15 protein-coding genes are annotated in these 22,049 nt (G+C 32.2%); 4 read left to right on the top strand and 11 right to left on the bottom strand.

What is annotated here, in order from left to right:
- The first annotated feature begins 487 nt into the window (after positions 1-487).
- Positions 488-1,552, top strand: coding sequence for an archaeosine biosynthesis radical SAM protein RaSEA (locus EJ01_RS11600; protein ID WP_048082834.1), 1,065 nt, complete (start codon positions 488-490; stop codon positions 1,550-1,552).
- A gap of 70 nt (positions 1,553-1,622) precedes the next feature.
- Here EJ01_RS11600 and EJ01_RS16645 read toward each other — a convergent pair whose 3' ends face one another.
- The 6 genes from EJ01_RS16645 to EJ01_RS11570 form a co-directional block, all read right to left on the bottom strand.
- Positions 1,623-2,948, bottom strand: coding sequence for a sensor histidine kinase (locus EJ01_RS16645; RefSeq protein ID WP_052376121.1), 1,326 nt, complete (start codon positions 2,946-2,948; stop codon positions 1,623-1,625).
- A 173-nt stretch (positions 2,949-3,121) separates the two neighbouring features.
- A complete protein-coding gene (locus EJ01_RS16640; RefSeq protein WP_052376119.1) occupies positions 3,122-7,822 on the bottom strand; it encodes a PAS domain S-box protein in 4,701 nt (1,566 codons plus the stop codon).
- A gap of 282 nt (positions 7,823-8,104) precedes the next feature.
- On the bottom strand, positions 8,105-10,108 hold the full coding sequence (locus EJ01_RS16635; protein WP_052376117.1) for a PAS domain-containing sensor histidine kinase: 2,004 nt from the start codon (positions 10,106-10,108) through the stop codon (positions 8,105-8,107).
- 108 nt (positions 10,109-10,216) lie between these two features.
- Positions 10,217-11,905, bottom strand: coding sequence for an alpha-keto acid decarboxylase family protein (locus EJ01_RS11580; RefSeq protein WP_048082835.1), 1,689 nt, complete (start codon positions 11,903-11,905; stop codon positions 10,217-10,219).
- 337 nt (positions 11,906-12,242) lie between these two features.
- Positions 12,243-12,566 (bottom strand): tetratricopeptide repeat protein, encoded by a 324-nt coding sequence (locus tag EJ01_RS11575; protein WP_048082836.1) that lies wholly within the window; start codon positions 12,564-12,566, stop codon positions 12,243-12,245.
- 217 nt (positions 12,567-12,783) lie between these two features.
- Complete coding sequence (locus EJ01_RS11570) at positions 12,784-13,353, bottom strand: class I SAM-dependent methyltransferase (RefSeq protein ID WP_048082837.1); 570 nt, start codon at positions 13,351-13,353, stop codon at positions 12,784-12,786.
- 237 nt (positions 13,354-13,590) lie between these two features.
- Between EJ01_RS11570 and EJ01_RS11565 the strand changes: the two genes are divergently transcribed.
- Both EJ01_RS11565 and EJ01_RS11560 read left to right on the top strand, forming a co-directional pair.
- Positions 13,591-14,046 carry a hypothetical protein gene (locus tag EJ01_RS11565; protein WP_048082838.1) on the top strand — a complete coding sequence of 152 codons (456 nt, stop codon included), beginning with the start codon at positions 13,591-13,593 and terminating at the stop codon, positions 14,044-14,046.
- Positions 14,047-14,779: 733 nt separating this feature from the next.
- Complete coding sequence (locus tag EJ01_RS11560) at positions 14,780-16,066, top strand: nucleotidyl transferase family protein (RefSeq protein ID WP_048082839.1); 1,287 nt, start codon at positions 14,780-14,782, stop codon at positions 16,064-16,066.
- Positions 16,067-16,082: 16 nt separating this feature from the next.
- Here EJ01_RS11560 and otsB read toward each other — a convergent pair whose 3' ends face one another.
- The 4 genes from otsB to EJ01_RS11540 all read right to left on the bottom strand — a co-directional run bounded on the left by otsB (position 16,083) and on the right by EJ01_RS11540 (position 18,696).
- Positions 16,083-16,889 carry a trehalose-phosphatase gene (otsB, locus tag EJ01_RS11555; RefSeq protein ID WP_048082840.1) on the bottom strand — a complete coding sequence of 269 codons (807 nt, stop codon included), beginning with the start codon at positions 16,887-16,889 and terminating at the stop codon, positions 16,083-16,085.
- A gap of 252 nt (positions 16,890-17,141) precedes the next feature.
- A complete protein-coding gene (rnc, locus tag EJ01_RS11550) occupies positions 17,142-17,795 on the bottom strand; it encodes a ribonuclease III (RefSeq protein ID WP_048082841.1) in 654 nt (217 codons plus the stop codon).
- 171 nt (positions 17,796-17,966) lie between these two features.
- Entirely contained in the window at positions 17,967-18,173 is a 207-nt protein-coding gene (locus tag EJ01_RS11545) for a hypothetical protein (protein WP_048082842.1), read from the bottom strand.
- A 298-nt stretch (positions 18,174-18,471) separates the two neighbouring features.
- The gene (locus tag EJ01_RS11540) at positions 18,472-18,696 is read right to left on the bottom strand and encodes a hypothetical protein (protein ID WP_048082843.1); all 225 of its coding nucleotides are present in this window, start codon (positions 18,694-18,696) and stop codon (positions 18,472-18,474) included.
- 283 nt (positions 18,697-18,979) lie between these two features.
- Here EJ01_RS11540 and EJ01_RS16630 point away from each other — a divergent pair, with 283 nt between their 5' ends.
- Positions 18,980-21,193 carry an ATP-binding protein gene (locus EJ01_RS16630; RefSeq protein WP_052376115.1) on the top strand — a complete coding sequence of 738 codons (2,214 nt, stop codon included), beginning with the start codon at positions 18,980-18,982 and terminating at the stop codon, positions 21,191-21,193.
- Between the two features lie 15 nt (positions 21,194-21,208).
- On the opposite strand, the gene EJ01_RS11530 is transcribed toward EJ01_RS16630, so the two are convergent.
- Positions 21,209-22,048: an NAD(P)-dependent oxidoreductase gene (locus EJ01_RS11530; protein WP_048082844.1), complete on the bottom strand. Its 840-nt coding sequence runs from the start codon at positions 22,046-22,048 to the stop codon at positions 21,209-21,211.
- Between the last annotated feature and the right edge of the window lies 1 nt (position 22,049).

Below are 22,049 nucleotides of genomic sequence, written 5' to 3'. Positions count from 1 at the left end.
GGTTCCCCAATTGGACCTGACAAAGAAAAATCCATAAAATTACTTGGAGACGTAATTAGCGCATTCTAAATTCTCCATACTTATTTTATTTTTCATTTTTAAGTCATTAAAGCTATTTTTTAAGTTTGCTATTTTTCAACAAATTAATATTATACTTCGACATATTTAATTCAAGTACAACAAATTCAATGGTATCTACTTATTTTATGATAAGTTACACAACTTCAAAAATTTTTTAAATTTACAAGCGTGAAAATCAACCTTTTTAGAAAAAAACCATTGAAAAATCTTAGATTTTTCGGGGCGCCGAAAATCATAGATTTTCGAGCGCAGTCGAAAATTGGAAATTTTCGTGCTTACAAAATCGAAGCATGCAAAAATCTGTGATTTTTGCTGCGTCAAATCAAAGATTTGACAGATTTTGTAAAGGTTGATAAAAACATACTATAAACCAAATCAAAATATTAAAGATAAACCCGTGAAAATTATGGAAATTCAAAACTTAATGTCAGACATCAGAAAAAATGCCATTAAAAGAATGGATAAGCAATCACCATCTGATCTTGCAGTAACCTGGACCTCAGAAGACCTGCTCTACTCCGGAAAAGGAAATGCTGTTTTTATAATTATACCAACTCCAGGATGTGCCCATGCACTTTCAGGATCTGGCGGATGCACGATGTGCAGTTACATTGCAGATTCACCCTTAGAAGAGGTTTCTTCAGATGAATCAGTTCAAATATTCAAAAATCTTATGGAAAGACATGAAATAAAACCAAAAACTGCTGTTAAAATCTTTGTATCAGGAAGTTTTTTAAATGAAGAGGAATTACCTAAAGAAGCACGTGATGAAATTCTCAAAATCCTGAATAATGAAGAGAATGTAGAAGAAGTTATAGTTGAATCCCGTCCAGAGTATGTAACCGAAGAAGTAATCAGGGAGTGCTGCAGTCTCCTGCCAGATAAAATATTCGAGGTAAGTATGGGGCTTGAAAGCAGCAGCGACTATATCAAAAAATACAGGATAAACAAAGGATTTTCAAATGAAGACTTTGAACAAGCCGTTAATGTTATTAAAAAGATGAAAAATGATTACAAAGTTACATCCAAAGCCTATCTTTTTGTTAAGCCAATTTTAACATCTGAAAAAGAAGCTATTGAAGATGCAGTTGCTTCAGCACAATATGCAGAAAAAGTTGGTGTTGATAGGATATCATTCTGCCCAGCAACAATTCACAAAGGAACTCTTATGGAACTTCTATGGCGCAGAGGTTCATACCAGCCGCCGTGGATCTGGAGTGTACTTGAAATCATAAAAATGGTCAGAAGTTCATCTAAGATTCCGGTGATAATGGATACTTCTGGTTTTGGAACACGGAGAGGGCCTTTTAACTGTAAAAAATGCAATAAGAAACTCAAAAATTTAATAATTGAATCCAATCTTAACCAGAGCATTCCTGAAGAATTTGAATGTGAATGCAAAAATAGATGGGCTGCAAATGTTGAATTTTGTGATGTGACTAGATCAACATGCAATATAACAAACAGATAAATTTAGCCATCTTATTTTTTTAAATATCAACCAGTATTATCCATGCAGTATAAATTCAATTCATTCAAGATTAAATCCTTTCCCTGTATTTTAACTCCTCAAATTCAATTCTAAATTCAGTTCCAGTTTCCGAGTTAAGTTCTATATATCCATCTACTTGATTTATTAAGAGATTAACCAGCTGTAGGCCTAAAGATTCAGTATTTTTAAAACTTAAACCTTCAGGGAATCCGATACCATTATCTTTTATTATAATGCAGAATTTTCCATTATCGGAGTATAATTTTACCCAAATTTTGCTTTTTTCATTTTTTTCTGTGTCAAGAACTGTAAATCCTTCAAATCCATACGTCCTCAAAACCGGAGATTTTGACACTTCAGAAATACAATTTCCCTTTGCCTTGAAGCTGTAATCTTGTTTTTGTTGTAATTGCTGATTTTCATTCTTGGACCACGAATCAGAGATCTGCAGGCCACCATTTCCAGATTCACCTCTTTCAGTTGTTGAAACAGTAGATTCAGAACATGGCCCATAAGCTGTTGGAAATGCGTGTTTAATCGAATTAGTTACAAGTTCTGTTATAATAAGGCCGCAAGGAATGGAAGTTTCAATGTTAAGTTCTATACTATCCAGATCCAAATCATATTCAATTAAATTTTGATTTACATCGTAGGTCTGAAATAAATTAGTTACAATATTAGAAATATAACTACCAAAGTCAATTTTATCAAGATTTTTGGACTGATAAAGTTTCTCATGAACCATTGAAATAGATTTAACCCTGTTTTGGCTTTCTTTAAAAAATTCAATTGATTGTTCATCTTTGATATAAGGAATCTGGAGATTAAGAAGACTGCTTATTATTTGCAGGTTATTTTTAACACGATGATGAATTTCCCTCAGAAGCAGTTCCTTCTCTTGAAGGGTGGCTAAAAGTTCACTGGTCCGTTCCTGAACTTTAACTTCCAGTTCATCGTGTGCATTTCTTAAATATTGTTCAGCTTTTTTCTGTTCTGTAATATCAGTTGTAAGTGTTACATACAAATCACTAGCAGGTGCAAAAGCTGAAAATGAAAAATAACTATCTATAGTTGGAGAATAAGTCTCATACTTTTTAATTTTCCCAGTGGAGACTATTTCATTCACTTCCATTATCAAAGAAGAAACAGCGTTAGATCCATAGAGTTTAGTAATACTTTTACCTCTAAAATTTTTATTAATGAACACTCTACTGGTTGAAGAGGCAGGATTAGCGTACTTAATAATTAAATCAACTACATTTCCATTTCTATCATACACTATCCTGTAAACAGTTATGCCTTCCTGCATATTTTCAAATATTGTATAATAGTCTTCACTGGTAAGTGAAAATATATCTAAACCCGTATTCTTCATAAAAATCATTTTAATTTATTCATATTATTTTCTAAATATGTATTAGAAGAAGGTATAAAAAAAGTTTTCTTTAAGAAGTTTTGGAGACATAAAATATAGCTCAAAATACACTAAAATATTTAATAACAACTCAATTATTTCACTTCAAATTATTATTATAAGATAGATCCGGATTAAAAATTAGATATTTCAGCCAATCTAATTGGTAAAGTGAAATAAAACGTAGACCCCCTACCTAATTCAGATTCAACCCAAATTCTGCCCCCATGACGTTCGATAATTCTTTTACTGATTGCAAGACCTATCCCTGCCCCTTTATATTCATCCATAGTGTGCAGCCTTTTAAATACCTCAAATATTTTATCTTTATACTGAGATTCTAATCCAATCCCATTATCTGAAACTGAAAATATAAATTCCCTTTTTTTTTCGTCTTTTCTTGCAGATATATGAATTTTTGGAGTAACATCCATCTTTTTAAATTTAATGGCATTTGATATCATATTCTGGAATAGCTGAATCAACTGGTTTCTATCAGCAATGACTGTTGGAAGTTTATCATAAGTAATTTTAGCCCCACTTTCAGTAATTGCAGCATGTAGATTAGATAAAACAGTTATTAATACCTCTTCAATATCTGTAAAATTAAATTCACCTCCCCTTGTACCTATTCTAGAATAATCAAGCAACCCTTGGATCATTTCTTTCATTCGTGTTGCAGCATCAACTATAAACTCAATAAATTCATCGGCATCAGTGTCAAGTTTGTTTTTATAGCGCCGTTCTAAAAGCTGTGTGAAACTTGCAATGGTTCTAAGCGGTTCCTGTAAATCATGAGAAGTAATATAAGCAAATTGTTGTAATTCATCATTGGAACGTTTCAATTCATGTATTGTTTCTTTTAATTTTTCCTCGGATTTTTTACGCTCGCTTATATCTCTGGCCATTCCCAGAACTAACCTTTGACCCCTTATTTCTATTGGATATCCAGTTATCTCAGCTGGTACTTTTTTACCGCCTTTTCTAGTGAGAATAAATTCTTCTGGACCAGTAGCACGGCCTTTAATGTTCTTACTCAATAAATCAAATGCTTTAATTATCTGTTCTCCAGTAATTAGACCTAATTCAACAAGATTTTTGCCTATAATTTCTTCCTTTTTAAAATCTATAAGTCTTTCAGCAGCTTTATTGCCGTCCAAAAAGTTTCCTTCCATATCTGTAAGGAAGTATGGATCAGGAGCATATTCAAATAATATTTTAAGCCTCTCTTCGCTCTCTTTTAAGGCCTTTGCAGTTTGTGATGCCGCAAATGCTTCGCGTTTGGCGGCTTCTTCCGCATTTTTACGCTCCGTAATGTCCTCACATACAACATAAACTGTTATATTTCCATCAGGCCCCTTAACAGCGTGTAAAATCTCTTTTACCCACATTAAACTGCCGTCTCTGTGGATTTTACGGATTTCCCAGTAAAACACCTTCCCATAATTTTTTATACTGTACTTTAAATTACGTGCTGCATATTTCCGGTCTTTCTCATAGAATACCATTGATATCAATGATTTACCAATTAATTCATGGACAGTGTAACCAAGTCTTTCAGCTCCAAACGGATTTACAGACAGTATAATACCTTCAGTATCCACTGTAAAATACATAGAAGGGTTATCATCATATAAAGCACGGTAACGCTTTTCGCTTTCTCTTAATGCTTCCTCTGCCTTTTTACTCTCGGTAATATCTCTTGAAATTACAGATATTCCAGTAACTTTTCCCTCAACATTTTTGACAGAGAATAGATTCATAGATACATATATCTCAATACCATCTTTTCTCAGCCTTTTGGCTTCATAATGTATTATATTTTTTCCTTCTTTAAGTTCAGATATATATTCATCTACTTTTTTAAGCTGAGAAGGATCAAACAAAGGAGAATATCCTTTTCCAATCATTTCTTCGGCAGAATATCCATATACTTTTTTAGCTCCCCTATTCCAGCTTGTTATAATCCCATCAAGTGTTAAACCAATTATTGCATCATCTGAAGATTCAACAATATTTGCCAATTTCAGTATATTCTCTTCTGCTTTTTTACTTTCAGTAATATCCTCTCCAGAAATAAGTGCATTTATGAAATTACCATTATCATCTCTAAGTACAGCAATATTCCATGAAATAAGTCTTTCTTCGCCATTTTTTACTAAAATAGGACCTTCATAATGCCCAAATCCTTTTAAATCACCAGATATTATGCGGGTAGCAATATCTGTTAATTCCGCCTTAAATCTTTCTGGAATAAAGTCAATAAAACTCTTTCCAATAATTTCATCAGTACCATATCCCACAGTTTCAATACCCTTCTTATTTATTAAAGATATAGTTAAATCCCTATTTATTGCAACCAGAACAACCCCTGCAATATCAAGGTATGTCTGCGCCCTTATTTTTTCTTCATATAATGCATTTTCTGCATTTTTACGCTCTTCTATCTCCTGTTTCAATTGTTTATTAGACTTTTTAAGTTCTTTTGTTCTTTCCCGAACTTTAAGCTCCAGAGTATCGTGTGCGTCTTTTAACTCACCTTGAGCCTTTTTTTGTTCAGTTATATCCGCTGCAACTGAAAGTACTGATTTTACATTTCCATTTTTATCAAATTCAGGGATATTCCTAGAATCATAATATTTCAACCCTTTATGACCCAGTATTACAAATTCTAGATTTTCAGGCTTTCCAGTTCCAAAAATTCTTTTTAAGAGGGATTCAATGGTATTGGATAGATCTTCAGGTATTCCAATTTCTGCAGGAGTTTTACCAATATAATCTTCCTGTGGTAATCCCATTACTTCAGCCCCAGCAGGATTAATGAAAACATGCCTTAAATTCTGGTCGTACCGTGTTATACCTAAAGGTGAATTTTCAATCAGTGTTTTGAATTCTTCCCGGCTATCTTCAAGAGCTTTTTCAGTTTTTTTACGATCTGTAATATCTAAAAATGATGCTATACTCATTTTAGAGCTAGGAATCATAGATACAGTAACAAGAACATCTCTAGTATTCCCCTCTTTATTAATAGCATGAAATTCATATTCTTTTGGGGCAGATTCAGAATTCTTTCTACGAATTTGGTGGTACATTTTCATTCGTTTTAAGTCATAATCACTGGCTACAAATTCAGTCCATTTCTTTTTACCCTCTACTTCTTCCTTTAAAAAGCCGAAAGTTTTCTCAAATTCCTCATTTATCAAAGATATGGTCATATCTTCTTCAATAAGCATAAAAGCAATTCCAGTATTTTCAAAAATAGTACGATATCTGGCTTCTGACTCCTTCAAAGCCCTTTCAATATTCTTACGATCTGTATTATCTAAAAAAGATGCTATAGTCTTTTTTGTACCTGGGATCATAGAAATTGTGATGATTATATCTTTAATAAGGCCACCTTTAGTAACAGCTTGAAATTCATATTTTTTGGGTGCCGCATCAGGATCATCTCTGCGAAGCCTGTGATATTCCATCATTTTATTTAAATCATCCTTTTTAGCTATAAATTCCGTCCATTGTCTTTTTCTTTCTATTTCATCCCTGGAATATCCCATAATTTTTTCAGCTTCATCATTCATCAAAGATATTGTTGTATCCTCCTCCATCACTGCAAAGGCAATTCCAGTATTTTCAAAAATAGTACGATATTTAGATTCAGATTCCCTTAATGCATTTTCAGCAATTTTACGTTCTGTAATATCTTTGGATATGCCAAAAAGGCCCGCTACATTCCCTTTATGATCCCTGTAAACTCCTTTAGTTGATAAATAAATTGTTTTTTTACCACCAGAAATGGTAAATTCATCATAGGTTTTTGTTTGTCCAGTTTCGATAACTTCATTATCATCTTTAATAATAGCTTCAGCAGTTTCAGGTGAAAATAATGCCCGATCATCCTTACCAAGGATTTCTTCTACAGATTTATCAACAAATTTAGCTCCCGCAGAGTTGATCATCAAATATTTACCATTTAAATCCTTTAAAAAAATAGCATCGTTGGTATTCTCAATAATTGAATTAAAAATGTTATAGCTATCTTTTAATTCTTTTTCAGCTTTTTTACTTTGGGTAATGTCAGTGTTAATTTCCATAAAACCAATTGGAATATTATTTTCATCCTTTTGCAGCGCCCACCTGCTTGAGACTATGATCTTTCCACCACTGCGCTTTGTATGAATTAATTCACCTTCCCAGTAGCCATCCTTAAGGAATTTTTCATAGGTTTCATTTAATGAATCGGGAAATTCAGTTTTAAGTAAATCATGAGTAACTTCCCCTAAAGCCTCTTTTTCACGCCATCCATATCTCTTTTCAGCTCCACGATTCCAAAAAGTAATTTTATCATTCATATCACTGACAATAATTACGTCATTAGTAAGATTAAGCAAATCCGCCTGTTTTCTTAATTGCAGTTCAGCTTCTTTTTTTCGTGTAATATCCACATCTATAGTTACACACATGTTTTTATGTGGAGAAAATGCGTTTATTAAAAAATATTTATTAAATTCCGCAAAATGAAATTCATATTGTATGCTTTTTCCAGCTAAAACTACATCTTCAGCCATTTTTAAATAGGAAACTGCATTATCAATTCCACACAGCTCAGTTAAGGTTTTATTAATAATTTTTTCTCTAGAACTAAATTTATTAAATATAGAACAGAGATTTATGTATACAAAACGCAAATCTGAAATTCCACCTTCCTCGTTTAATATTACTTCAAAAATAGAAACTCCCTCACCTATATTTTCAAATATACTACAGTAATTAGTATTTAAATTACAGATAGGTGGGGCAAACAACCCTTTTTCTTTTTTTTGTTCTTTATCCCCCATGAGATGCTTCCTTTAGTTTTTAAATTCAAAGATAGAAGCTTATAAAGATCGATTATTCTAATAGTGACTATTAATTATTAATTTATTTAATTAATTTATTATAAATTTTGTTTTAAAATTAGTGGTTATTTTTTATCGAAATTTAAGCTCTCAAAAGAGAACAAATATTTAAAATTCAAATTTAAAAACCCTAAATAATTAATAAAATTAGTTATTCCGCGATTTTATAAATACATGCATCACATACTTTAATTAAATATTTCATCTCTACAACCTTTATTTTCAAACTAAAGATTTTATAAACTTACATAATGGAATAGTAAAATAAAATGTTGATCCAACACCTGGCTCTGATTCAACCCATATTCGTCCGCCGTGGCGTTCAACGATCCTTTTAACCACAGATAATCCAATACCCGTTCCTTTATACAGTTCCATTGTATGCAGTCTTTGAAATATTACAAAGATACGTTCCATATACTGCTCTTCAATTCCAATACCATTATCAGCAATAGAAAATACATATTCATTATTTTCTTTATCTTCACGTACTGAAATATCAATTACAGGGAAAATATCATGTTTTCTAAATTTAATGGCATTTCCAACCAGATTCTGGAAAATCCTTCTAAGCTGATCATAATCCCCCATTACAGCGGGAAGAGGGCCGTAATTAATCACAGCTCCATTTTCTTCAATTAAAGATCTTAAGTTTTCAATTACTTGATTTAAAACTATATCCAAATTTACGGGTTGGAATCCCTTTTGATCTGTTTTAACCTTAGAATATTCAAGAAGGCCCTCAATTTGCTTCTTCATTCTAAAAGATGCATCTATAACATAATCCATAAATTCATCTGCATCTTTATCAAATTTACCCTTATAACGACGTTCTAAAAGCTGAGTAAAGCTTGCAATAGTTCTAAGAGGTTCCTGAAGGTCATGAGAAGCCACATAAGCAAATTTTTCTAATTCTTCATTGGAACGCTTCAAATCTTTAACAAGTATTTCAAGTTCTTCTTCGTACTTCTTACGTTCAGTAATATCACGAGAAACTGCAAGAGCTACACGTTTTCCTTTTAACTTGAAGACATGATTAACAACCTCAACAGGTATTCTTTTACCTGTTCTGGTCATATGGACTATTTCAAATCTTACACAGTCATTTTCAATTAGTTTAACAGCATTTTCCGGAATTTCCATTAATTTTTCAGGTGCAACTATATCTGCAGGAGTCATATTCTTAAATTCTTCCCTTGTATAACCTAATCTTTGACTTGCAACATTATTTACCTCAATAAAGTTACCTGGAATTCCTTTTTCATTCAATTCTACCAGAGTAATCATATCATCTGCCCTGTTGAACAATTCACGGAACTTTTCTTCACTCTCAGCCAATGCCTTGTTAACCTCTTCAAGTTCTTCTGTTCTTTTTTCTACAAGTTCTTCAAGATGAGTCCTGTATCTCTCCAATTCTGCTTCATCTTTCTTAAGTTCTGTTATATCCATAAATGACACTATACTTCTATTTTTCTCTGAAATAATCCCAACGGTTAGATAAATGTCCCTTATTTCCCCTTTTTTGTTTAATAAATGTGCTTCATATTTTTTTGGAGCAGCATCTTTGTTTATCCTTCTTAAACGATGATATTCCATCATTTTATATATGTCTTCAGTACATGCCATTTTGGTCCATTTAATACCTTGCACTTCTTCTTTTGTATAGCCCGAAACTTTTTCAAATTCGCTATTTACCATGGATATAGTCATATCTTCCTCAATTATCAGGGTGGGATTTACTGTATTTTCAAAAATAGTCCGGTACTTCTCCTCACTTTCTTTTAAATCATGTTCTAATTTCTTTCTTTCACTAATATCATGGAAATAAACAGATGAACCATCTTCAAAAGGGTGGATATGCATTTCAAACCACTTTTTTGAAATAGGAGAATAAGTCTCAAATTTTATATGTTTTTTTTCCTGTTGGGCCCTGCAAAAATTATCCCAAATTGGCTTGTTTGGAGGAAATTCATTCCAAAAGACTTTTCCAATTAATTTTTCCTTTTTTTTACCAAACTCAATCTCTGCATTATGATTTAAATCTAAGATATGCCATTTATTATCCATTTCAAAATAAGATTCCATGATATTTTCAAGAATCTGCTTAATTCTTCTTTTAGACTCTTTTTCAGTTGTTATATAATACCTGAATTCATTAACTAAAGTTTCATTAACTTCTTCAAGCTTTTCAACTTCGTTAAGTAAATCTTTTTCTTTAATTTCCACCACGCCATATTCTATTTATACAGTTATATTGGCTCTAAAATTCATTAAACTGGATTTATTTCTGTTAATCAATTAGTCTTCAAATTTAACCTGTAATAAAAAATTACATTAATGCATGGGCGGGCGTTGATTTGCAATGCCTACCTTAGTTCCCCACTCTAAAAGTTCACGGCTGCAGTCCTCATGTTCAATCTGGCATTCTATAAGTACAGAGCCGCCTTTATGGGCCTTCGCCTTTTTAATTGCTTCAGCAAGTTCGCCGCCAGTACCGGCAGTTAATCCTAACCCATTGCCGTCATCAGCATTTAATACATCAATTAACCCTGCATAATCCCAATTTTTGAAATAATTGTATGGGCCCTCATGAATTTCAGATTCAACAACGTAACCACGATTATTAACTACAAAAAGAATCACATTGTCAAGTTCATAGCGGATCATATTAGCAACTTCCTGTGCAGTAAACTGGAATGAACCATCCCCAATTAAAGACAACACCTGTTGATCTGGTTCTACTGCTAAAGCATAACCAAATGTAGACGGCACAGACCATCCAATGGACCCCCACTGCATTTCAATTTCAAAGTTTGCCTTTTCTGGTAGCTCCATGAACATTCCGTTGAACCATGAATCTCCGCTTTCAACAAATAATGTTGTTTTTTGGCTGAGTAAATTCTGGATTTGCCTTATCATTTCCATACGTGTCAGAGGTTCCTTTGGATTAGCAGTTTTAATTGGTTTTTGATCACGTCGAGTTTTATTAAATTTTATTAATGAAAAATCGTTTTTCTTAACCTGTTTAGCAAGGGCATAAAGAAAATCATGTAAATTTAGTCCATTATGATCAAAATTAGGAGAACGTACCCTATTTGGTTCAATATTAATTGTTTTTCCATCCGGCGGCTGTGCAGTCCACCCAACGGTAGAGTAATCAGTGTATACTGCACCTGCAGCAATAATCAAATCTGCCCAGTCTAAAATCTCTTCGCAGCCAGGGCTGCTTACTGAACCCCAGTAGATACCAATAAATTGGGGGTGATTTTCAGGGAAAAAACTCTTTGCACTTGGTTGAACCGCAACTGCACAACCCACTGCTTCTGCTAGTTCCCTAAATGCATTGATTGCACTATATGATCTTAGATTTGGCCCCGCAAGAAGAATTGGCTTATTTGCACTATTTATTGCCTCAGCAGCAGAATTAACTGCTGCTTCAAGTACCTTTAGATCACTGGCAGGAGGTTTAAATAGTGTTTCAAATGGTGTTGGATCAGGGCACGGAGCATCTGCTATATTGCATGGGATCTCGATATATCCTGGTAAACGGCTGCTTAATGCATTCAGTATGACCCTATCTATTAAATAAGGAGCATCTTTCTCATGAGTAATTTGTACTGCATCACATGTCACTTTACTGATCATTTCACATTGATAATTCAAATCTTGAATACCTAAACTGTGATGTGGAATGTGACCTGCATTTGGATCATTTGTATTGTAGCTTCCAGAAACAAATATTACAGGTAAGCGCTCGGCATAAGCACCTGCAATACCATTAATAGCAGAAAATGCACCAACATTAAATGTAATAATTACTGCACCTGCACCCTTTGCCCTTGCATATCCTTCAGCGGCATAAGCTGCATCCAACTCATTACAACAACCTACCTGTTCTAAATTCTTATTTTTTAGAAGCTCATCCAGCAGAACAAGATTGAAATCACCCGGAACAATAAAATTATGCTCAATTCCCATTTGTTCAAAACGTTTTGCAAGATAGCTTCCTACGGTATATCCCATTTTATAAACACCTTCCGCAACTAATACATTTGATTATAAATATTGGTTTTTTAAATAATAATATTTTTATATTAAAAATTATTAAGATTGAAAATAATAATTAAACGAGTTTTTAACTGTAAAAAATAGAATTATAACAATATTTTTACTCACACATCACATATGCCAAAAAAGTGTAAACTAGATATACACGCATTAAAATATTTAATTAATGGCGATATTCAATCCGGTTTTTGAAAAATACACAAATATCCAACTGTCACCTGTTTCATTCTTATTCTCATTACTTGGGAGCATAACCAATTTAATTATAAAATTAAAAAATAATCAAATTAAGTTAAACTGAAGTATCTTCATCTTCAGTTAACAATGAACCCGTTGGAGTATTTGCAAACTGTGCTGCAAGAAATGGATCGAGATCTTTAAGTTTTTCGTAGTATTCACGGGCAGTGCCTAAATCCATTACACCAGAATAGGCAATACATAAACCAACATATGCTTTAGCTTCTTCTGGATCTTCTTCAATACATCTTTTAAAAGATTCTATAGCTGGTTGAAAGTTCTGATTTTCCACATACTCCTTACCTTTACCAAAATATTTTTCAACATCTGGATTCTTCTTATTATCCTCTTTAATTTTACCTAGCAGTTTATCTAACATTTCAACACTCCTCATAACAATCATTCATAATATGTTTTTATTACTAATTATTACTTATTAAAATTATCTCCCAATAGCCCCTGTAAATTGCAAATTATTCAAAAATACCCAATTAACATTTAAATTAAAAATAACGAAAATTTATACTCCTATTTTAAAAATAACAAAAAATATTTAATAATTATAAGTAATAGCTTAAATGGATTTAAAGTACCAATTATTTTTGAAATACAGCCTCAGTACTCTTCCCAACAAGCCTTACATTATTTATCTCAAAATCAATTTCATTTAATCCTGCTTTTACCATTAATTCTCTAATTTCAGCGGCGGGCATTCCATGATTATCTGCTAAAGGCTCCCTGATATAAACTTTTCCACCTTTTTTTAATTTCCTGCTTAAAGCCATCACAATTTCTTCTCTTAAATTAGAATCGATATCATGCAGAACATAATGGATTACAACTGCATCATAAGAATTATCCAGAATATCTAAGTCAAAGATTGTTCCTAATTTGAATTCTACATTAGGATACTTATCCATTCTTTTTTGGATAGTGCCCATCCATTTTTGAGATATATCCACACAGGTTAAACTCCCCCCACTTTTTAAGAGAATTGGAGCTATGTGCCTTGAAAGAGCACCCGATCCTGAACCATATTCTAAAATTCTTTCATTTCCATTTAAATTGAGGCTTTTAACGTAATTTTTCCAAAAGAAACTGCCAAAGGTGTGTCCTATTGCAACTGTAAAAAATACCTGGGTTGAAGTCGGTTCTTTAAAACTCATAAACAAGCATCCTCACTATTTAAATGAATTTAATGTGTATATAAACATTACATTCACTATGAATGAAAAATATTTAATTATCTTTATAATGTCGATATAATTATTTCTATTTGATTGTAATAGTAACTGATATTATCGTCCTCTTAAAAACATTTTATTTAATCTGATAAATGAAGATGAATAATTGATAATATAATTCTATCTTCTAAAATATAAGATATTTAAGGGGGGAATCAAATGTCAGATACTCCTAAAGAAGGAGATGAAAAAAAAAGATACTGGAAACGGCAAACTTTAACAGCTAAAATTTTGATAATATTTTTTAGTATCATAGTATTGGGCGTCATAGCAGTTATAGTAATTGGCACATCATTACCAACATATACAGATTTAAATGTTACCCCTAGTAATGCTAGCGGCATATACATGAATACATTAACTTTTAATGGAGTTACAGAGCCAGGAGCCACCGTTACTATTGATAATCATAGTGTTACTCCCAGTAACATGGGCAAATTTTCATATAATCTTACCAATATTGCATTGGGTACCCACAACGTCAGTATTGTAGCCAAAGTTCCAGATAAAGAACCCACAAAAGCAATTTTTGAAATAAATCGATACAAAGATAACAGCGGGTACTATATAGGAGCTAAACTTGTAAACAAAACTAATGTTAACTTAATTGGTTAATTTGAATAATTAACCTTTTTACTTATTAAGTAGTTTCAAGCAAAAACATTGAAAAAATGCTGCAGTATTGAGGTTTAATATAATATCAAAACTAAAGATAGCAATAGTTTATTTAATATGCTCATGCCCCGAAGGTTGTGCAAATAATATTGCTTTTCGTGTGTTACTGGTTAAGCTATATTTTTTAAGGTAAGTCACATTTAATCAATTAAAACTACAATTTAACATGAAGTGTAACTCATGCACAGGATCATGGACATGAGCAATTAATAATTATTTTTAACTGGATTTACATTGGATATCACTATCCAATGGGACTGGTTTCCTTCTTTATTTAGTAATTATATTTCTTATACTTGCCTTTACACCATCTTAAACCTAAAAAAGTTTAGAATTAAATTTTAATTTTGGATTATTCCCACTTTTTACTGGTTATTTTGGATTTAAGATTTATTGAAACATTGAATAACGTAACTATGTGCTAAAATCATCCTTTTAAAGTCAATTACTGTTTTATTTTTAATTAAGTTTCATAAGAAATTATAAAATTAGAGATTACAGTGCATTTTCCCATCATAATTTGAGTTATTGGAATCTAATTTTGAATCTATTAACTAAACATAAAAGTAATTAATATTATAAATCAACTACATATCTCAATATAATTATAATATAAAGTCAAGTTTTAAATCATTCAATAAAGCATTAATTATGAATAAAAAGGAAATAAAACATGATTGGAATAAGCGCTGATTTTGACCCAGTACATAACGGACACGCTAAACTCATAGAAAAAGGAAGAGACATTGCAGAGAAAACAGGAGATGAAGTTGTAATTTATTTAAATAAAGGTTACAGCGCTAACCATGCCCCATTTTTTGCAAGTTACGAAGCAAGACGCGAAATGGCACTTAAAGCAGGTGCTGATAGAGTTGTACCCATTGAAGGGCTTCACCACAGGCTGACTCTTGCATATACCGTTCCAATCAGGATAGCGATGATGATTGAAGATGGTGTTGTGGACTACGTTGATGCAGCCAATGTTTCAACCAGTAAAATCCAGAAATATGCAGCATCATTTGCAAAACGAGGTATATTCAGCGGTATTCCACGGAGCCTCCCAAACCGTAACGTAATAAGATGGTTTGCAGTGAATGATTTCCTCTACAAAAAATACAAACGGAAAATGAAGTTCCACATAATTCCTGAACTGCAGATGGACGGTAAAATATCAGGCAGAGAAATCAGGGCAAAGATAATTGAGAACAACTTCGAAATACCTGAAGATGTAAAAGAAGTCCTCCCTGACTCCACAGTAAAGATCCTTCAAAAAGAGATAAAAAAAGGAAATATTCCCGGAAAACGGGACATTGAAACCATTACAAAACGGCTTAATAAATATTCAAGGTCAAAACTGCTTAATATAGCCCATATAAATGCTGATGCAGCAGAGGCCATCATTAAAGGTAGACAATACCGAAACGAAGATCAGATTTGGGCGGCACTGAGAATGGCAGGATACGGTCCAGTTCTTACAAGGCTTGCAATAAGTTCAGTTGAGCAGGACGTGACACGTGAAGAGGTATTTGATCTTATTAAACATTATGAAGCAGAAGGAATTATTCCTCCAGATCAGACTGTAGAAAGTGTGATTGAAAGGGCATGGTTTGTATCTTCTAATGTTGAAAAAGGAGTTAAATCCTCAGATGCTCATGAAATGTTTAGAAAAGGAAAAAGAGGTCCGAAACCTCAGTATACTGTTGAGGCAGGGCTTCACCTTAGAAGTTTTGAAGTCGAGGATTTAAAAGAGGGGATTGATGCCTCCTTATTTGTTGATAAAAGGGAGAAACTGGCCTGCCAGATACGTACTGAAAACCGTAAAATAAAAAGCCCCCTGAAGTTACCTGCCCAATCTGCTACATACCTGCGGCTTCTTATTGATTCTCATTTTATTCCGCTAAGCGCAAAGTTAGTGCATAAAAAAGAAGGTTGGAGAGTCAGAATATTTATTGGACAATGAAATAATTAATTATAATTTAATTTTCCAGAAGCCAGTTAAAGAACTTCTGTACCTCATCAACTCCATTAACGTAAAAAGATGCATTTTCTTTAACAAATTCAGGGACTTCCTCCGAAACTACGACTATTCCCATACCATGGGCTTTACCATTTTCTTTGAGTTCCTTTAGTTTGTTAAATGCATCGACATCAGTTACATCATCGCCTAAGTAAATGATCTTTTCAACCTCATTTTCAAAAATAAGCTTTTCAAGTATCGTGCCCTTGTCATGACCAATTTTAGGTCTTATCTCCACGACTTTACGTCCTTCTGTAATCTTAAATTTCTCAATACCTTCCATTTCATTAATAGCTTCTAAAATTTTCCTGTGCGTTCCTTCCAGATCTTCACATTTTCTGTAGTGAACTGTAAAACAAAGTCCTTTTTCCTGGAATAAAATATTCTTAATGTTATATAATTCCTCTTCAGTCTGGATATTTTGAGCAATCTTCTGTATAATGGGCAAATACTCTTCTACTTCAGGTTCAATATGAATTTCATCATCCTTTAAATATTCGAGCCCATGGCTTCCAATATAAAGCAATCCATCTACTTCAAGCATCTCTTTAGCGTTTTTAACGTTCCTTCCAGTTATAATACCAACTAACTGGAACTTACCTACAAGTTTTTCAAGTGTAGCCCTCATGATCTGAGTTATAGTGGCTTCATAGGGATCTAAAACTATTTTACTTATAGTACCATCTATATCTGTTATAACCGCTGTTTTCTCATCTTTCTTGAAGTCCTCAAATTCATTTAAGTAATCAAAAAGGTATTTAGGCAAGTTTTTCCTCCATTAAACCTAGTTATATTGCATCCCACATATAGTATTATTATTTGATTAAAAATTATTTACAATTTTTCTTTTTTAAAAATAGAATATATCCCAAAAGATTAAACTAATTTGAAAATTATCGCTAATACGGATAATTAAAAAAATAAATAATATAAAACACGTTTATCCATCAATAAATCAAATATATACTTATTATATAAAAATGAACAATATTACACCTGACAACATAAATATAATAATTTAAAGGTTATCCAGTGCAATTTTGGCAGCGTTTTGCTGGGCTTCTTTTTTACTTCCACCAGTACCTGTTCCATAGTTCTTACCGTTGATAACGGCAGCCATACCAAATGTTTTATCATGAGGTTCCCCTTCCTCCAGTATTAACTCATAAACCACATCTACACCACTTTGATCACATAACTGCTTTAATTTGGATTTATAATCACAAAAAAAGATGTCCTTATTTTTTATATGAGGTATAACTGTTTTGGAAAGGAATTCCTTCACAGTATCCAGGCCTAAATCAAGATATAAAGCCCCTATAAATGATTCAAATACATCGCTGATAATTGAATCGACTTCACGACGGGTTAATTCTTGACCAGCCCCTAATTTTATGTACTGATCCAGGCCCAGTTCCATAGAATAAACATGAAGTGCTTTTTTACATACATAATTTGAACGTAAACTTGTTAATTCACCTTCAGTTAAATTAGAATCCATATTGTATAAAAATTCAGAAACCGCTATCTCAAGAACAGCATCACCTAAAAATTCTAGCCTCTCATAACATTCATCGATGCCGTTTTCATTTGAATAAGACTCATGAAGAAAAGCCAGCTCATAAAGGCTGGTGTTAACAGGTTCAATTGAAAATTTTTCTAGTAATTGCATATTATCTTAATTAATATTAAGACATGATAAAATTTTAGTTATCCATTTTTATAGAAAAAACATTTAGAATTTATCATATGACAATTATTAAAAGTTTTAATATGTTTATTTATAATTAAAATCTTTAAATTTATTATATTATCTTTTTGATATTTTAAATCGGCATTCATACTATTTATTATAATCAGCATCCCTGTATTGAGTAACTGGGCACTTCCAGTCTTTACAAAATGTCATAACAAGCTCATCTTTATCTGTAGTTATAAAAAGTTTCCAGCAGTCATGATCATATGTCTTAAATTTAATTTCAACAATTTTTTTACCGATAAGCTTTTCTAAAGCATTCTGACATTCCTCTACTTGTTCATCTACAACCATAACAACCCTCTTGAAAACTCAAAACATGATAGCATTCTAAGTAATGTTTTATATAAAAAGCAATTCTTTTGTTATTTATATTTAAACGAATTAATAAATTTTTTCAATGTATATTCCACATTATTGGCTGATTCAAAATTAATAAAGCCTAATTTTGTTTTAAAAGATAGCACCAAATGCATTACTTACTTTATCAAATTTAAATAATAAAAAGTAAAAAATAAGGATTTTTAAATTAAACAAGAAAAAATAATTATTAGATGTGCAATTTTCCGCCTCGAGATCCCAAAGCAATGTCCTATCTATATTCTTCCAGTATTTTTTTATAAAGATCAATAATTTCATTTATAGCTGAAGACATGAAATTATCTGAAATTCCACCTACTTCTGCATTTAACTTATCCAGAATTTCATTTGCCTGATCCAAAGATTCATCTGATGGTTTTCCAGTTTTTTTGATATCACTCTCTATTTCTTTTAAGTTACTTTCACTCGCCATTATCACATTTCCAATATTTTCCATTTAATCACCCTTACCTATAATTTAGTATTACTAACTTTTATATTTAGTCATAATAGTGCAACAGGTATGTAATAACATACACCTTTAGAATAAAAAGTACTGACAGTCCAAAAATGGTAATAAATATTATAAAAAAAATTAATAAAGTTTTTATACATTCAAAAAATGAATTCTTGAAGAATATATAGAAAATTAAATATACATAAATCAACAATTCTGAATTAGTTCAATCCTAATTCGCATATTGGGCTCTTTAAAATTTAAAATTGAGATAGGGGATAATATGAATTTATCAAATGAAATCTCAGAAAATGCTTTGATGCTGGAAACTATTTTTGACCACACACATTTTATGATAGCTTATCTGGACAAAAACTTTAATTTTATTGGGGTAAATAAAGCATATGCTAAAAAAAGCAATAAAACTCCAGATTTTTTTGTGGGAAAAAACCATTTTGACCTGTACCCACATAAAGGGAACGAAAAAATATTTAAAAACGTAGTTGAGAGTGGTAAGCCATATTTTGCATATTCCATGCCCCTCGAACACCCAGAATTAGGAATTACTTATTGGGACTGGGTAATTAAACCAGTTGAAGATGACAACGAAGTAACAGGAATATTACTTAGTTTAACAGATGTCACTGATTATAAACGAAATGAAGATACGATTAGCGAAAATCAACGAGATTTCCTGGATAAACTGGTAGAAAATCGAGCACAGGATTTATTATCCAAACAAAAAGAATCCGAAAATTCTATCTTAGAAATTGAAGATCTTACTCAACAAATTAATGAACTCAAAAAAACCAACCAGGAACTTAAAGAAATTATTTCCAAATATGAAACTTCTGAAAGTGAAGAATCTGTTGGAAAACAGGTTAATGAAATCCTGGAAAAGCAAGTAGCAGCAGAAGAGTTGTTAAATATCAAAAATTTGGAAGCTAAAAAGAAGGATCAAAAAATTGCTGAGCTTGAAAAAATCAATGATAAATTCAAAGAAATTATTTCCAAATATGAAGACTCTAAGATAGAAAATGAGAAATTTATTAAGAATTTAATTGAAACTCATGCTAAAGAGCTGGAAACTACCAAAAATGAAAATACGTCGAATCTCAATGATGAGATTATAGATAATGTCAGTGATGCAGTAATTGTGGTTGATGGCAAATTAAGAGTAAAAATGTGGAACGACGCTGCCAAGAATATATACGGCTGGAAAGAAGACGAAGTAATTGGAAAAGTTGTTTATAATGTATTTAAATCTAAAGAAAGCCCTATAGAACGGCTCAAAGATTTAGAGTACTTGAGAACTAACGAATATTTAAATTCTGAGTATATTCATTACAGTAAAGACGGCAGCCCCCTTAATATAAAGAGCACAATTATAGCTAAACGTGATAATAATGGTCCTTCCATAGAATATGTACTCATAAATCGTGATATTAGTGAACTTAAAAACGCTGCAGAAATAGTAGCTACCTCCAATTCAGAAATTGAAAACTTAAATCAAAAAGTTATTGAACTTGAAAAATCCAATGACGAGTCCAAAGAAATCCTTTTAAAGTATGAGAATTCTGAAAAATTATTTGAAAAACGCGTTAACGAAGTTCTAAGAAAGCAAAAAGAATCCAAAGAGCTATTAGATGCTAAAAAATTGAGAGTTGAAGAATTAAATCAAAAGATAATCAACTTAGAAAATACCAATGAAGAATTCAGCATATATATTTCAAAATTAGAAGATTCTGTAGAATCTCAAAAGGATATTTATGAAAAACAGTTGAAAAAACTTACCGCAGATTTAAATCGTTCAAATGAAGAATTTCAACAGTTTGCATATGTAACATCCCACGATCTACAGGAACCGCTTAGAACCATTGCAAGTTTCACACAGCTTTTAGCAAAACGATATAAAAACAAAATCGATGAAGATTCTGATGAGTTCATGGATTACATTGTTGACGCTTCAACCAGGATGCAGGAAATGATTAAGGATTTACTTCAGTATTCAAGGGTAGTATCAAGAGGAAAAGTGTTTAAGCCAACTAACACTGAAGAAATCATTGAGTATACCGCCTCCAGTTTAAAAACCTTAATTGAAGATAATGATGCAGAAATAACCTATGATAAACTTCCAAAGGTAAATGCAGATTCAGGTCAGCTTTTACGGTTATTCCAGAACCTGGTTGAAAACAGCATTAAATTTAGACAGTTTGCAGTTCAGCCCAAAATCCACATTTCATGCCAGGGAAATGAAGATGAATATGTATTTTCTGTTGCAGATAATGGTATTGGAATTGAAGAAGAGCATTTTAACCGCATTTTCACCATATTCCAGAGACTGCATACAAAAGAAGAATATGAAGGAAGCGGAATTGGATTACCTGTGGCTAAAAGGATTGTTGAACGCCACAGCGGGCGAATATGGGTCGAATCAGAGCCAGGTGTTGGATCAACATTTTATTTCACATTACCTGTTGATTCATTAAGTTCATAATTTCATATATAAAATTTATTTTTTTCTATTTTTATTATCCATAATTTCAAAAATTTCTTTATAATCCTCAGGCCGCTTGCCAATACCGTTAATCTCACCATAAATCTGTTTAAAAAACTCACCTGTTGCTTTACTCATTTTAGCATCACTGTTTTTTGAAATTAACCCAATAACTTCTTCCATCTCTTCAGCCCTTCGCCTTGAGTGTACTGCACTGCTTATGATACGAGATACTGCAGACTCCCTGAAGCCTCCACCTTCAGTTTCTGCAATGTATTCTAATGTTTCTTCATCAATTCCCATCTTATAAGCAGAATAAAGTGTTTCAAAAAGTAGTGCAGAAATTCCTTTAGTAAATGAGCTTCTAAGGAGTTTAATAGCAGAAGCATGGCCTATTTCATTACCCACAACAGTTATGTTCATTCCATATTGGTTTAATTCTAAAAATTGTTTTGCACATGGTCCCGATACAAGTATATGTGCATTTAACCCATTTTTTCGTACACTGCCTATTATTGAAGCGTCTGCTGTTTTCCCATTTTCAATGTGTGATAACGCTTCTTCAGCAGTTGAAGGCGAAATATTATTTATATCAATATAAATCCCTTTAACATATTTTCCAACTTCTTTAGATATTTTAACTGCTTGAGACGGAGTAACTGCAGAAATTAAAAAATCGCAAGATTCAGCAAGTTCTTGATTTGATTTACATAAGTTCAGTGCGGTTTCTTCGGCTATTTCCTTTGTTTTTAAACTCCTGCCTTCAACACATGTAAAGACATCAGCACCATTGCTTAAAAGTCCTTCTGCCAGAGTCGAAGCAACTTCTCCAAACCCTAAAAATCCTATTTTCATT

Origin of the sequence: Methanobacterium veterum (genome assembly GCF_000745485.1) — an archaeon.
GTDB lineage: Archaea > Methanobacteriota > Methanobacteria > Methanobacteriales > Methanobacteriaceae > Methanobacterium_D > Methanobacterium_D veterum.
Note: the sequence above shows the minus strand (reverse complement) of the source record. Positions and strands in the feature narration are given on the sequence as shown.

Excerpts from the sequence above, each read along its gene's own strand:
- EJ01_RS11600 (WP_048082834.1), top strand. The coding sequence starts at position 488 with ATGGAAATTCAAAACTTAATGTCAGACATCAGAAAAAATGCCATTAAA.
- EJ01_RS16645 (WP_052376121.1), bottom strand. The coding sequence starts at position 2,948 with ATGAAGAATACGGGTTTAGATATATTTTCACTTACCAGTGAAGACTAT.
- EJ01_RS16640 (WP_052376119.1), bottom strand. The coding sequence starts at position 7,822 with ATGGGGGATAAAGAACAAAAAAAAGAAAAAGGGTTGTTTGCCCCACCT.
- EJ01_RS11580 (WP_048082835.1), bottom strand. The coding sequence starts at position 11,905 with ATGGGATATACCGTAGGAAGCTATCTTGCAAAACGTTTTGAACAAATG.
- EJ01_RS11575 (WP_048082836.1), bottom strand. The coding sequence starts at position 12,566 with ATGTTAGATAAACTGCTAGGTAAAATTAAAGAGGATAATAAGAAGAAT.
- EJ01_RS11570 (WP_048082837.1), bottom strand. The coding sequence starts at position 13,353 with ATGAGTTTTAAAGAACCGACTTCAACCCAGGTATTTTTTACAGTTGCA.
- EJ01_RS11565 (WP_048082838.1), top strand. The coding sequence starts at position 13,591 with ATGTCAGATACTCCTAAAGAAGGAGATGAAAAAAAAAGATACTGGAAA.
- EJ01_RS11560 (WP_048082839.1), top strand. The coding sequence starts at position 14,780 with ATGATTGGAATAAGCGCTGATTTTGACCCAGTACATAACGGACACGCT.
- rnc (WP_048082841.1), bottom strand. The coding sequence starts at position 17,795 with ATGCAATTACTAGAAAAATTTTCAATTGAACCTGTTAACACCAGCCTT.
- EJ01_RS11545 (WP_048082842.1), bottom strand. The coding sequence starts at position 18,173 with ATGGTTGTAGATGAACAAGTAGAGGAATGTCAGAATGCTTTAGAAAAG.
- EJ01_RS11540 (WP_048082843.1), bottom strand. The coding sequence starts at position 18,696 with ATGGAAAATATTGGAAATGTGATAATGGCGAGTGAAAGTAACTTAAAA.
- EJ01_RS16630 (WP_052376115.1), top strand. The coding sequence starts at position 18,980 with ATGAATTTATCAAATGAAATCTCAGAAAATGCTTTGATGCTGGAAACT.
- EJ01_RS11530 (WP_048082844.1), bottom strand. The coding sequence starts at position 22,048 with ATGAAAATAGGATTTTTAGGGTTTGGAGAAGTTGCTTCGACTCTGGCA.